The sequence below is a fragment of the Mycobacterium sp. UNC410CL29Cvi84 genome, from assembly GCF_000686745.1.
Lineage (GTDB): Bacteria > Actinomycetota > Actinomycetes > Mycobacteriales > Mycobacteriaceae > Mycobacterium > Mycobacterium mucogenicum_B.
This window is the reverse complement of sequence record NZ_JMLM01000002.1, coordinates 74,045-87,500: the sequence shown is the minus strand read 5'-3', so window position 1 is coordinate 87,500 and position 13,456 is coordinate 74,045. Positions and strand designations below refer to the sequence as shown.

Below are 13,456 nucleotides of genomic sequence, written 5' to 3'. Positions count from 1 at the left end.
CCGCGCTTGACGTGAGCGCGGTCACGTGACGACATTATGGGCAACTGTACGTACGGTCAATATTGGGGAGAAGGCATGGACTCCCGGTAGGCGGAGACCACGGGTGCCAGTTCCGTTGGCGTGGCGCCGTGCATGATCACAGCGTCCGCGCCCACCCGCAACTGCGCTCGAACGCTCGCTGCACACTGCTGCGCACTCCCCTGCGCCGCGGCGCTCAGCCATTCTGCCGGTAGCAAGCCCGAGATGTGCTCGACTTGGTCGTCAGTTGCGACTGCATCGATAGCCCCACGGACATTGGCAACCACCGGGTCGGCCCGAAATCTGGCAAGGACAGCGGGATCCCAGCGATTAGTGGAGACCAGCAGGTCACCGTAGATCTGGAGGTAGGTCGCCAACCTACCGGCGGTCGCACGCAGACGACGGGGCTCCGGAATGTGGTCACCGATGGTTGCGTAGCAGGACCACACCCGCACCGACGCCGGATCTCGGCCCGTACGTTCGGCAGCCTCCTTCACAATGCGCACTGAACGCGCCAACGTCTCGTCGGTGAAGTACGTGTGCAGCACGACCTCGTCGAACGCCCGGCCGCCGAGCGCGAGAGTTTGCGGACCCAAGGCCACCAAGCCGAGAGGAATCGTCTCGTCGAAGCGCGGATCGAGCCGCAGGCGGGTGTAGCGACCTGCCGGGCCGTCATGATCGCGGATGGTCTCGCCGCGCCACAGTCTCCGCATGAGTCCGGCGAAATCCTCCAGTTGCGCGGTCGTGACCGCGGGCAGGTTCCATGCGGCGAATGCCTGTGCGCCGCCGCGCCCGAGTCCGAGCATGAAGCGTCCTCGGGTCAGTCGGTGCATCGTGGTCGCATATGCGGCCGTCACCATCGGATGGCGCGTGTTGTGATTGGTTGCGGCCGTGGCGATCCGGATGCGCTCGGATGCGGCACCGGCGGCCCCCGACAACGTAGCGGCTTCCTTGACATCGAACCGTTCGGACAGGAAGGCCGTGCCGAGGTTCAGCTCCTCCGCGGCCCGGACTTCGTCGATGATCTTGCGCGGATCGTCGCTCGGGCCGGCGAGCAGGTAGCAGCCCAGTTCGCGATTCACGACAGCGCCCCCGCCGAGTTCAGCTCAAGCACTTGGCGCGCGTACCGCTGCGCCATGGTGAGAAACATCTGATCTCCACGATCCGTGCGCCGGGCGAGCATGGCGGCATTGATCGACATCAACATTCCGTGCCACGCACCACGGCGGTAGTCCAGCCAGCACTCGGACCAGGAGTAGCCGTGGACACCGAGCTCGACAATGCAGTCGTGGTAGCGCCTGACCAGGCCTTCCTCGAGCTTGTGCCGCAGCTCGGCGCGCAGACCGCTACCGAGAAAGTAGGCCACGTCTTCGGGACCGGACCCGATGGCGCACGTCTGCCAGTCGACGACCGCCATCGAGCCCTGCTCTCCGATCAGGACGTTGTCCAATCTGAAGTCACGATGCACCACGGTTCGGTGGCGGGTCTCCCGAGACAACCAGGCATCGAGGTTCTTGACGAAAAGTTCCCCGGCACAGCGGATCTCATCACTGATCAGCCCCGAGTACCGGTCTTGAAAGCTCGCCCACAGTCGCGGGGTCACCGCGGCGATACCGGGGCGATCCCGGCGTAGCCACTGCAGCTCTCGCCATCGATCCTCGCCCCAGCACGGAGCGTGCAGACCGGCGATCTGGTCCATCGCCGTGGCAGCCACATCGACCGTGCAGCCTGCCAGCTGGTCACCCTGCAACGCGGGTGCCAGATCTTCGAGCAACAACAGGAAATCACCTGTCTCGGAAGAGAACTCGGCCGCGTACACGGTCGGTGTGCAGACCGTAACCCGCGGTGCGAGCTCACGGTAGAAGCGCACCTCTCGTTCGTATGCACCCTCCCGCCGAACCTGTCGCCGGCGTTCCGGATCTGGATCGGCGAACTTCGCGATCAGGCGCCGAGGTGCCGCCGTTGGCCGGTCGTATTCGATGGCGAGTCGCGCACTCACAGCCACTTGACCGGTACCGACTGCCATGCTCGACAGTCCAACGACCTCTGCATCGCCGCGAACGCCCGCGAGCGCCTCATTGAGCAGGCTTGCGGTCAGACAGGCCGTCGGATCAAGATTCTTCAGCACGACCCTAGGGTGACATAGCGACCGTCCGTACAGCCAAGCTAGGCCAAATCTCGCGTCGCGCAACGCAGGCCCCCGCAGGTTCAGTCCAGGACAGCTGGCCGAACAGGGAACATCGCGGCGCGCCGGGACATTCGAACCGACACCGACGAACTCGATATCGAGCATCCAGCAACCGCGCGGACCCCGATCACCCGGCAAACCAGACGTACTTAACCACATCGGCCGATCTGCATCGCCAAACATCGACTGTGCGTACAGTCAGTTATGCTGACCGGATCGCGCCAGTGACCACGACGAGGTGATCATCATGCCTAGCCAGGCACATCTAGTACGGTTGATCAGCACGTGTCTGAGCTTCGGCAGCCCATCGGCAAAACCGCTCCTTCCGAACGGCGGAATCGTCCGACTCGGTGAACGCGGCGAAACGTTCGTGCGCGAAGTTCCAGGCCCACCCGACTCAATTCCCGTAGTGCTACTACACGGCTGGGCCATGACCGCCGACCTCAATTACATTGACGTTTATGCGCCGCTATCAGCGGCACACAGGGTCGTTGCACCGGACGTCAGGATGCACGGACGAGGCCCACGCGGAGGTGGATTCACGCTGACCGACGCCGCCGACGACGTCATTGCGTTGCTCGACACGCTCGATATCGACCGCGCAATCCTCTGCGGGTTCTCCATGGGGGGCGGCATCGCCGCCGATGTGGTTGAGCGATACCCAGATCGCGTGGCCGGCACTGTGATTGCCGGGACCGCGGCATGCTATACGACGCGCTTGCGGGACCGGATGATCTTTGCGGGCCTCAACGCTCTTCGTCCATTGGTAGCAATCGGAATCAATCCACCGCCGGGGCTGCTGATGGCCATGCTGGCTCGCGGAACAAGCGCCCTGGGAGCACAACGCGCGCGGTGGTTGTTCCGGGAGTACTCGCGCACAACGCTTTCCGATGTGCTGTCAGTCAGCGAGCACATGCCGGCCTTCGATTTGCGACCCCGTCTTGCACATGGGGTGGAGCGCCCTTGTGAATTCCTTGTGCTCGCGCGCGACCACGTCTGCCACCCCCAGCTGCAGCGGGAGCTCGCGGAGCTGCTCGGTGCCCACGTCACCACACTCGACGCCGACCACGACCTTCCCATCACACATCCCGAGCGGTATGCGGAATCGCTTGTCGCCGCGGTTGGCAGGTTGGACAGGCGGCTGAATTCCGGCCAACTGATCCCAGCGCGTGGCGCGACTGACGAGGCCAGCGGAACCGGCGGTCGACGGAGCAGGGCACACGACGAAGCTGCCGGGTAATACCTCCAGGTATGAGACCGGCACGGAATGTCCAGTCCGTAAAAGGAAGGTTCTCCGCATGAGTCAGACCGGTCGCACCATATCGCCATCCGACCCCGAGTATGACGAAGCCCGCAAAGGGTGGAATGACGTCTACCAGTCTCACCCGACCGAAATCATATTCTGCTGCAATGCCGATGAAGTCGCTTCGGCCCTGAAGCGCTGCACGGAGCAACAGCTACCTTTCCGAGTGCGTTCCGGCGGGCACTCGCTTGAAGGCTACTCGGCGTTGAATGATGGTGCCGTGATCGACCTGTCGGGCATGAATTCGCTGGTGCTCAACGACGACACCACCGAAGTAACCCTCGGCCCCGGGGCGCGCCTCGGAGATGTCTACTCAGACTTGTTCGCGAATGGAGTTACTGTCCCAGGGGGCACCTGTCCACGCGTAGCCGTAGGCGGCCTGGTGCTCGGCGGTGGCTATGGATACCTCAGCCGCACGTACGGAATGTTGGCACAACGTGCGCTATCTTTCGAGATCGTCGCCGCTGATGGCCGGATTCTCACGGCTAGCAAGGACGAGCACGCAGATCTGTTTTGGGCATGCCGCGGTGGTGGCGGCGGGATATTCGGGATCATGACCGCAGTCACACTGAAGACCGTACCCATTTCCGATGTTGCCACCTGTAGGCTCGTGTGGTCGTGGGACCATTTCGCGGAAGTATTCGACGCCTACCAACGTTGGTTGCCGACATCGGATTCGCGATTGAACACGTTGCTCTTTCTGCCCGCACAGCACTACGGCAAGATTGCACTTTCCGTTCTTTGCACAACAACCACGACAGAAGAGCTTGAGCCTCTGCTGCAGTCCCTATTGGATGTAGTTCCAGCTCCGCGCGAAACAAAATATGCAGTGATCCCTTACATTGAGCGGGTAGGGAACGAAGATGGACTAATCGAGCCGCAAGTCTATACGCGGACACGATTTGGGGCTCTGCAACCGTACTTCAGGCAACCGCTCGATGCGGCGGGCATCGAAGCTCTCCGCAGGATGCACGCCGAGGCAACCGGAAATACCATCACAATAGTCTGTGGGGCCGGCTCACAAGTATTCACAAAGATGGCGGAGAACGATCCGGTCTCTTTTCCGCACCTGGATGCCCTGATGAGTTTCGACATCCGGATCGACTGGTCGGACCCAGATTTGGATCACGTCTATTTCGACTGGCTCTCTGCAATTGATCAGGAATTGGCCCTGTACAGGAGCGGAACCTACCTGAACTATAATGATTTCAATATTGACGATGCCCTGTACCCCCGGTATTTGGATAGCTTTGCGCGATTGGTCGCGATCAAACACCGATACGACCCTGACAATACATTTCAGTTCCCGGCCAGCATCCCTCCTTCGCTCACCGAAGACGAAGCGGAACGCATGCAATTGCCAGATAAGGTGATCAAAGAACTGCGCGAATATGGCCGCCTAACGTAGCGATAGGCGCGATGAATACTGGAATCGATCGTCGCCGCAGTAGGTAGGTTGGGCAAAGGTCCGGCGTCCAGCCATCGGGGCCCAGTGCATGACATCACTGGGGCCGACTGCGGCCTGGCCACCGTCAACCAAGCGGTTCGTCAGTTCGGCGGATAGGCCGGCGGCGGGTATACGCCGCGCAGGATCCATGGCAGCCAATTGAGACCATGCTCGAGTTCATCGCTGCCGTCGTAATCAGGATTGGGGTCAAAGCCGCCGGTCTGACCACCTTCAGTCACGGGTAGCGGCGGCGGTTCGGGTGCCTGTCCGTATACAGCGACGACCACCGTACGATCCAGGCTGTTCTCCGACCAGACTCCTATCTGGTTGTTGGCGCAATTGGCCATGATCGAGTGGTAGTCCGGGTTGTAGTACCACTGATTGATCAGTTCGATACCGCTGATCGCCAGGGCAGGGTTGATGGCGACCGTCTCGGCAACCGGGCCACCGAAGCCGGCAGCCTTGGCTCGGGAGGCCGCCGTGGACCCGTCGGATCCGGTATCTCCGTCAAGGCTGCGATTGTTCAGCACATCTTTTGCATGCCATTCAGCCGCCTGCTGCAGTTGCGGGTTGATATGCACATCGTTGGTACACCCCGCTTGATGCTGGACGGTGTACACGTTGGACACCACACCGTCGTTGAGGCGCTTGTTGTCGGCGTGTGCGGTCGGGGTGCCCAATACCGCGCTCGCCGCGGCAACGGTCAAAACAGGCAGTGCCAGTGAATGTTTCGGCATATCTACTCCAACCAGTCAGGGGGTGACGCCGGGCGGTGAGGTGTAGTGGGCGGCCGAGGTGCGCAACTGCCAGATCTGCGCCGGACACAGCTCGTTGACCGCCTGGGAGATCAGATACGACGCCTGATAGTCGTCAGTGGTGTCGAAATCGGTTCGCACGTCACCCATTACCTGCGCGAACAGTCGACCGGACATCACCTTGTCGCAGATGCCGTTGCCGTAGTTCAGCGCCGCGTCGGCGTTGGGGAAGTTGTATCCCGGTCGCACCTGCACGTTGAACAGGTATGCGACCGCGTCGGCGTGTGCCTGCGGGGTCACCACAGCCGCGGCGGCCGCGATGATTGCCGTTCCTACCAAGGCTTTTCGCATGGTCATGACCTTCACACCGGATCAAATTGGGAGATGAGCCACCGGCCGTTGACCTTGTCGACGATGACCCGCACGCTTGAGGCGGTGTTGGTCGGAGCCCCGTTGCCGATGGTGACCGTCTGGTCAACGAACAGCAGCACGACAGCGTGGCGGTCGGTCGCCATCGTGGCGGCCGCAGCCGGAACGGTAGCCACCGCGGAGATCTGCTTCTCTTTGGCGCCTGGGATCACCACATCGTGGGTGAGCTTCGCGTACGAGTCCAGGAACGTGCCGGTCATACGACTTTTCGCGGATTCCAGATCCTGCACTACCGTCTCGGGTTTGTAGGACAGCAGTGCGACTGTGCCCTCGGTGGCGGCCCGAACGGCTTCGATTCCGGCGGCCTGCGCGGTGCGAGCCGAGCCATCCTGCCATTTCAGGAAACCAGCGCCCAGTGCGAGCAACAGTGCCACCACAGGCAGCACTACATAGACGATTGCCCGCCTCATGGCACGAACTCCACATTCGACACCTTCGCGCCGGCGCCGACCTTCTGGACGTACACCCGCATCCTCCAGGCTCGCGGTTGTTGATCCGGGGTACCGGCATTCGACGTCTTCACGGCAACCGCGACCAGGACCTGGGCACCGTCAGCGGTCACCGACTCCAGCCCGGCTTCGGTGATGGTGCCGACCGACACGGACTTGGTCTGCTTCACCACGTCGACAAATGGTTTCGAGCGTTTGGCGAAGTCGTCATAGAACTGTCCGGTCGCCCCATCGAGTATGCGCTTCACATCAGCGTCGGCGCGCTGCCAGTCGATCGTCGTCAGGTTCACCGCACCCTGCCTGGCGGCCTGTAGCAGTTCAGCACGCGCCTGCTGCTCCTGTTGCGATCGGTGGGCCTGCACACCCAGCCAACCAACCAGCACGGCGAGCGCAACGACGATCACCACACCGAACATCAGTGGCACCTTCAGTCCGGCACCGGGATCGCCTGTGGGCGAGGACGTCTCATTTTCGAAGGCGTCCTGGGATTCCGCAGTATCTGCGTCGGCAGTGTCAGTTTCCGACGAGTCCCCAACTGCCGGTTCCGTTTCCGGCGGATCCGCGACTGCTGTTTCGGTACTCGACATCAACTCCCCGGCGGCGTCAGCATCGACTGCCATGTCGGGGTCTCCTTCCGTGTGTTTGCCAAATCAGCCTGGGTGTAGGACTTTCCGTCCGGGCCGATGTACGTGCCGGTGGCCGGGTCATACTGGGCGACCGCGATCGGCGGCGGTGCCGCGCCGGCCGGACGAGGTCCAGGCGGCAGCTGTGGAATGTCTTGGCCCGTCCATGTCGCGTTGGGATCGCCCTTCCAGTTGTAGCCGTCGTTGAGCGGCACATACTGCTCGTCGCTCTCGCACATCTTGACCGTCGGCGCGCGTTTGCCCGGCACCGTCGCACACGGGATGTTCTTGGCACCACGGACGTTGAACATCGAGTCCTGTGGTGTGCGGCAGTACAGGTCGCCGGACGGTCGGTTCGGGTAGTCCTCGACGGTGGGGTTCAGCATCTGCCGGGCCGGCAGGAATCCGGTGTTGCATGGTGGCGGCAGGTTGAGGTTCAGGTTGAAGCTCAGGTAAGCACCCTTGTAGTCCTGCTTGGTGTTCAGGTTGGCCAGTATCGAGGCCTGTCCCGCTTCGATCATCCGGGGCAGCAGGACGAGCAATTGTTCTATGTTCGGCTGGTATGCCAACGCGACTTTGTTGACGCTGACGAGGTTGGCCAGCAGCACCGGCAGTGTCGGCTGCAGGCGTTCGAACAATTGGCGCCCCTCGGCCAGAGCAGGGCCTGCGTTCTTGATGACGCCGGCGACATCGGCGTCATGTGTCTGCAACTCCCCCGTGAGTGTCGCGACATGGGCTGCCCATGCGGCGATCGCCCCGGAGGTGTCGGTCTGCGAATTGAGCACCGGTTGGGACTGGTCGATCAAGGTGAGCAACGGGTCGAGGTTCTTGCGTGCGTCGATCGCCAGATCGGAGCCGCCCCTGATGAGGCGGGCGAGATCCGGGCCCAAACCGCCTACGGCAGTGTAGGACTCGTCGACGACGGTCTTGAGGTTCTCCCGTGGAATGGCCTCCAGCCCCGTGTTGACGGCCTCGAGAACACCGTTGATGTTCGGCGGCACAGAGGCGGCATCGCGTTTGATGACGTCGCCATTCTTGAGCGGCGCCGATTTTCCGTTGCGCGGCGTCAATGCGACGAACTGTTCGCCGATGGCAGTTTGACTGTGCACCTCGGCGATGAGATCGGACGGTATCGGAATGTCTGATTTCAGCGACAGCACCGCGTCTACACCGTCGTCGGTCAGGTGCACATCCTGCACTCGGCCCACCTCGGTCCCGCGGTAGGTGACGTTTCCGGTTGCGTACAGGCCGGCGGCCTCCGGCAGCTGCAGCGTGACCGTGTAACGGCCGATGCCGAACAGCTTGGCAGGAAGGTTCATGAAGTGCAGGGCCATGATTGACACTGCGGTCAGCGCGATCACCGCAAAGACGATCAGCTGAATCTTCACGCGTTTGTCCAAATGCATTTACGGCCCCTGATCCCAGCGATACGGAATGGTCAGCGGATTGCCCGGGTTGTTCGGCCCGCCTGCGGTACACGGGCTCGGGAACTGACCGATGGTGCGGCCCCACTGCAGCTCCAGCTCGGTCAGGTCGCACTCCCAGCGCGTGCCCGTGAAGAACCCTGCGTCGATGCGACTCAGCGTCAGATCGAAGATCGCCGTCAGGTTGGCGTAGTCGCCGCGCTGCCACTTCTCGATGGTCTCGTTCGGAAACGGCAACGTCAGGATCAGGCTGAGGGAGCGGGTCAGAGCCGGCCCGGCATTGGCCAGCGACTCGAGCGTCGGCCCGAGCTCTTTCAGCTCCTTGACCAGGTTTTCCTTGGACTGATTGATGGTGTCGGTCGCAAGCGCGCTGAATTTGGCCATCGCGTTCGCCGCGTCGACAATGGTGTTGCGCTCGCTATTGAGCACCGCCAGTGCTTTCGGGATGGTGTCGATCGCTCGGTCCAGGGTCTTCTGGTCGGCGGCGATCCGCCCGACCACCTGATTGAGGCTCTCGTTCGCCGCAATGATCTCCGGTGTCTGTTCGTTGACATGGCCGGTGAATTCATCGAGCTGCCCGATCAGGCTGCGCAGGTCCTGCTCCCGGCCACGAAATGCGGTACTCAAGGCTTCGGTGATGTCCTGGATCTGCCCGACACCACCACCGTTGAGCACCATCGACAGTGCCGCAAGGGTCTGCTCGACCGTCGGGAAGCTGCCCGCGCTCGCCAGCGGGATGAGCGAACCAGCATGCAGCTTGCCCATCGGTCTACCGTCGGAGGGCGGCCCGAGTTCTAGGTGCACGGTGCCCAGCAGGCTGGTCAGGCCCAGCTTGATGGTCGAGTTGGCGGGGACATCCACGTCGCCGCTCATGCGCATGGTGACGAGCGCATGCCAGCCCTGGCGCTCGATCTTCGTCACGCTGCCTACCGTGACGTCGGCGACCCGCACCCGGGCATTCGGCTGCAGGTTGTTGACATCGGGCAGCTGTGCCTGCACCTCGAACGAACCGGGACCACCGCCTTCGGTGCCCGGCAGCGGCAGCGAGTTCAGACCGCGCCATTCCGTGCAGCCGCCTGTACCCGCCACGACGGCGATCAAGATTGCCGCCGAACCGGCGTGCCGTAGCCATCGGGACTTCATGAGCCACCTCCTGGCTGGGGCACCATCAGGCCCTGCAGGCCGGCTGCAGGATCCGAGGTCACCGGTTCGGCCGAGCCCGGAACCGTCGCTGACTGGACCGCCACGGGCGCAGCGGGCGAGACGGCCGGGGGGACGTAGTCCGGTCGCATCCAGTCCTCGCTGTAGGTCACCTCGTTCGGCCGGGCCTGTGCGCCGACCAACAGGTTCTGTCCGAGAGGCAGATAGTTGTACTGACGGTTCTTGACGATCGGCGCCAAATACTGAACGCAGAGCTTCGCCGCCTGCTCTGCATTCAGGCGCGATGCGGCCTGGATCGAGCCGCACAGGAATCCGATGGGATCGGCGAAGTTGCTGGCAGCCATTGCGCCGGTAAGGGATCCGTTCGCCGGTTCGTAGATTGCGTTGAAGTTGGCGACGGTTGTCGGCGCGATGTGCAATGTCTGCTTGAGATCGTCGAGACTGGCAACTACCGCGTTGGAGATCGAGCTGAGCTTGTCCGAAGCGACGCCGATCGATTCGCGGTTGTCAGCCACGAAGGTCTTCACGTCACCGACCACCGAGTTGAGGTCACGTGCCGCCTGCCCGACCTTGTTCGGATCGTCGACCAGCAATGCCGACACCTCAGCCAGATTGGTGTTGAGCGATTCGAGCAAACCGGCACTGCCCTTCAGGGCGGACACCACGATCGACAAGTTCTTGATGGTGGAGAACAGATCGCCGCTGTGGTCACCGAGGGTGGCCACGGCCTGCGACAGCTTGATCACTGCGTCACGGATGGTTGCGCCCTGCCCGCGCAGATTGTCAGCAGCGGTGCTGACGAATTGCCCAAGGGTACTGACGCCGCCCGGGCTGGCCGGCTTGAGCAGTTCGGCCAGGCGCTGCAGCTGCTCCCTGACCTGATCCCATTCGATCGGCACAGCGGTGCGGCTCTGCGGAATGACAGCTCCGTCGCCCAGAGTCGGCCCGCCGCCGTAGGGCGGTATCAGCTGCACCGCACGGCCCGTCACCAGCTGCGGCGAAATGATCACAGCCTTGACGTCGGCAGGGACCTTGTACTTCCTGTCGAACCAGAACGTGATCTTGACCCGATCTGGTTGCGGCTCGATCTCGGCAATCTTGCCGACCGGGACACCACGGATCATCACATCGTCACCGCGGAACACCTGGTTGCTGTTGTCGAAGTAGGCAACCACCATGTTCCGGGATAGTTGGTCGGTCACCTTGATGGCGACCACAGCACCCACCGCGAGTACCAACACCACGGCAGCGGCCAGAATCACGCGGCCTTTCGGCAATTTCGTCACGGGTTACCTCCTGTGCTCGGCAAGGCGGGCACCTCACCGGGAGCGGGTACGTAAACCGGTTCGTGAGTCGGCTTCGATGGGTACTCCAGTCCTGGCGGCGGCGGGGCCGGGGGTCCAGGCGGCGGACCGCCTGGCGCCGGGGCCGGCAATGGTTCGCGGTACGGGTACCGGCCAGGGAACTGCGCCGGCATGTTGGGATCGAGGTTTCCGGTGATCGCGTCGGGCACAGTCAAGCGGGGTTCGCCGCCTTGGCCGGTCCGCGGGAACGGCACCGGGAGCGGCGGGGTGCCGGGCTGACCGACCGGCGGTTCGGTCAACTGCGACGGCAGCTTGGTGGCGGGGTCGAGCCCGAGGTCGGAGAAGGCAGCGTCGACGAATGGCTGGACGAACTGACCGGGCAGCAGGTTGGCCAAGTACGCCTTGAAGAAGGGCCCGGAACTGACTGATTCGCCGAGTGATATCGCATATGCGTTGAGCCCCTTGATGGCCTGTTGCACGCGCTCCCGACGGTTGTCGACGATCGTCAACACCCCGTTGAGCTTGTCCAGCGCCGGTTTGAGCTGGGTCCGGTTTTCCTCGATGAAGCCTTTCAGTTGCTGTGATACCGCAGAGATGTTGGCCCACAACTGATCCAGAGCCGCACTCTGCGTCCTGAGCTGCGCCAGCAGGGTGTTTGTGCTCTTGACCAAACTCACCACCTGGTCGCTGCGTTTGGCCAGCACGCCCGTTGCCTTGGCAGCGTTGTCGAGTAGGCTGCGCAGCTGGCCATCGCGCTTGTTGAGTGTCTCGGAGAATCGTGCTGCGCCCTGGACCGCTTTCCGGAGATCTGGTGCGGTGCCCGAGAACGTCTGCGCCAGGGTGGACAACGAGTCCGACAGCTGGTTTGTGTCCAGATCGCTTACCGCGGCGGTCACGTCTCCGAGTGCGTCCGACAGTTGGTAGGGCGACACGGTCCGCTCCAGCGGGATGGTGCCGGTGAGTTCGCCGTCACCGCGTGGGGTGATGTCCATTATCTTGCTGCCCAGCAATGCCTTGGTCTTGATCGCGGCCTCGGTGCGGTCGCCCAAATGGATGCTCCGGTCAACGGTGAACGTGATGAGCACGCCCTTCTCGTCCAGTTCGATGGTCGAGACCTTGCCCACGGGATAGCCGGAGACATCCACGCCGGCACCGGTACGCAGGCCACCGACTTCGGCAAAGTGGGCCGCATAGGTCTTGGAACTGGTCAAGGCCGGCAGCTTCTGGAAACCCAGCGCACCTGCCGCGATCAGGACAACGCTCGTGACACCGATAGCTCCGATGGTGACCGGGTTGCGTTCTGCGAACGTCTTCATCGTGGTGTACACCGTCCCGTGCTCTGCCCGGCGACCTTGACGTACACCGGCTGGCCCCCTTTGCCGTTGAGTTTCAACACCGCGTCACAGAGGTAGAAGCTGAAGTAGTCGCCGTAAATCCCTTGCCGCCCTAGGGCTTTGTACTTGTCGGGCAGGGTGTTCAGAAGGTTGTCGAAGTAGTCGTGATCGGCCACCACGATCGCGGCTGCCCGGTCGGTCTCGTGCACGACCTTCTGGATCGGTTGCCGCGTCTGGGCAAGCAGGTCGGCGAACGTACCCGAGGCTGCGTTGGTGTACGCGACGGCGTCGGAGATGTCCTTCTTGCGTTCAGCAAGTCGGCTCGTCAGCTCGGACAGCGATGTCACGGCTTTGTCCAACTGGTCGGATTTACCCCCGAACGTGGCGAGCACCGTATTGAGGTTGTTCACCACCTCACCGATCAACTGGTCGCGGTCGGCAAGGGTGTTCGTCACCGCAGCGGCCTGCGTCAGAAACGACCCGATAGTGGGCCCCTGACCCTGGAATGCCTGAATCAACTGCCCGCTGAGGTCGTTGACCTGCTTGGGACTCAGCGCACGGAACAGCGGTTTGAACCCGCCGATCACGGCGTCCAGGTCCAATGCCGGTTGGGTGCGATCGATCGGAATCGTTGCACCGTCATCAAGCTTCTTGACGCCGCCGGGGCCCTCCTCGAGCGCGAGGAACCGGTCACCGACCAGGTTGTCATAGCGGATCACCGCTCGGCTGCCTTCGGTGAGGACAACCGAACTGTCGGCGGTGAATTCGACCGTCACGATGGCATTCCGGTTGACGGTGATGCTCTTGACCTTGCCGACCTCGACGCCCGCGATTCGCACCGTGCTGTTGCTGCGCATATTCGACACGTTGGTGAATTGCGCGAAATAGGTTCTGCCGTCCGCGAATCGGAAATCACCGAAGACGGTCACCAGCGCGAATGCGCCCAGCAGACATACGGCAAGAAATACGGCCAGTCGTACCGCGGCACCCTTGACGTTACCCACGCTGTGCCCTCCGGCCC

Annotated in this window: 13 protein-coding genes; 2 read left to right on the top strand and 11 right to left on the bottom strand. The window is 62.7% G+C overall.

The annotated features are described in order from the left end of the window. Nucleotides 1-56 precede the first annotated feature (56 nt). Nucleotides 57-1,100: a TIGR03857 family LLM class F420-dependent oxidoreductase gene (locus BR47_RS0104020; protein ID WP_029118663.1), complete on the bottom strand. Its 1,044-nt coding sequence runs from the start codon at nt 1,098-1,100 to the stop codon at nt 57-59. Continuing rightward, the gene (locus BR47_RS29645; protein ID WP_051634597.1) at nt 1,097-2,146 is read right to left on the bottom strand and encodes a phosphotransferase family protein; all 1,050 of its coding nucleotides are present in this window, start codon (nt 2,144-2,146) and stop codon (nt 1,097-1,099) included. The genes BR47_RS0104020 and BR47_RS29645 overlap by 4 nt, the downstream gene beginning before the upstream one ends. A gap of 307 nt (nt 2,147-2,453) precedes the next feature. Here BR47_RS29645 and BR47_RS31910 point away from each other — a divergent pair, with 307 nt between their 5' ends. Together BR47_RS31910 and BR47_RS31905 are read left to right on the top strand one after the other, a co-directional pair. Next, the gene (locus BR47_RS31910; protein WP_141772182.1) at nt 2,454-3,446 is read left to right on the top strand and encodes an alpha/beta fold hydrolase; all 993 of its coding nucleotides are present in this window, start codon (nt 2,454-2,456) and stop codon (nt 3,444-3,446) included. A gap of 58 nt (nt 3,447-3,504) precedes the next feature. After that, on the top strand, nt 3,505-4,917 hold the full coding sequence (locus BR47_RS31905; protein ID WP_081831190.1) for an FAD-binding oxidoreductase: 1,413 nt from the start codon (nt 3,505-3,507) through the stop codon (nt 4,915-4,917). A gap of 140 nt (nt 4,918-5,057) precedes the next feature. Here the strand turns inward: BR47_RS31905 and BR47_RS0104000 are convergent, their stop codons facing one another. Genes BR47_RS0104000 through BR47_RS0103960 form a run of 9 tightly spaced genes read right to left on the bottom strand, consistent with a single transcriptional unit; the run spans nt 5,058 to nt 13,439 of the window. Further along, a complete protein-coding gene (locus tag BR47_RS0104000) occupies nt 5,058-5,693 on the bottom strand; it encodes a CAP domain-containing protein (RefSeq protein WP_029118662.1) in 636 nt (211 codons plus the stop codon). A 15-nt stretch (nt 5,694-5,708) separates the two neighbouring features. After that, complete coding sequence (locus BR47_RS0103995) at nt 5,709-6,062, bottom strand: DUF732 domain-containing protein (protein ID WP_051634636.1); 354 nt, start codon at nt 6,060-6,062, stop codon at nt 5,709-5,711. An 11-nt stretch (nt 6,063-6,073) separates the two neighbouring features. Further along, nucleotides 6,074-6,550 carry an Rv1363c family protein gene (locus tag BR47_RS0103990; RefSeq protein ID WP_029118660.1) on the bottom strand — a complete coding sequence of 159 codons (477 nt, stop codon included), beginning with the start codon at nt 6,548-6,550 and terminating at the stop codon, nt 6,074-6,076. Further along, nucleotides 6,547-7,209, bottom strand: a complete 663-nt coding sequence (locus BR47_RS0103985) for an Rv1363c family protein (protein WP_029118927.1) — start codon at nt 7,207-7,209, stop codon at nt 6,547-6,549. Before BR47_RS0103985 ends, BR47_RS0103990 begins: the two co-directional genes overlap by 4 nt. After that, nucleotides 7,176-8,618, bottom strand: a complete 1,443-nt coding sequence (locus BR47_RS0103980) for an MCE family protein (RefSeq protein WP_029118659.1) — start codon at nt 8,616-8,618, stop codon at nt 7,176-7,178. The genes BR47_RS0103985 and BR47_RS0103980 overlap by 34 nt, the downstream gene beginning before the upstream one ends. Next, nucleotides 8,619-9,779, bottom strand: a complete 1,161-nt coding sequence (locus BR47_RS0103975; protein WP_036426690.1) for an MCE family protein — start codon at nt 9,777-9,779, stop codon at nt 8,619-8,621. Continuing rightward, nucleotides 9,776-11,083, bottom strand: a complete 1,308-nt coding sequence (locus tag BR47_RS0103970) for an MCE family protein (RefSeq protein WP_051634594.1) — start codon at nt 11,081-11,083, stop codon at nt 9,776-9,778. The genes BR47_RS0103975 and BR47_RS0103970 overlap by 4 nt, the downstream gene beginning before the upstream one ends. Beyond that, on the bottom strand, nt 11,080-12,417 hold the full coding sequence (locus tag BR47_RS0103965; protein ID WP_036426689.1) for an MCE family protein: 1,338 nt from the start codon (nt 12,415-12,417) through the stop codon (nt 11,080-11,082). Before BR47_RS0103965 ends, BR47_RS0103970 begins: the two co-directional genes overlap by 4 nt. Further along, nucleotides 12,414-13,439 (bottom strand): virulence factor Mce family protein, encoded by a 1,026-nt coding sequence (locus BR47_RS0103960; RefSeq protein WP_029118655.1) that lies wholly within the window; start codon nt 13,437-13,439, stop codon nt 12,414-12,416. Before BR47_RS0103960 ends, BR47_RS0103965 begins: the two co-directional genes overlap by 4 nt. Between the last annotated feature and the right edge of the window lie 17 nt (nt 13,440-13,456).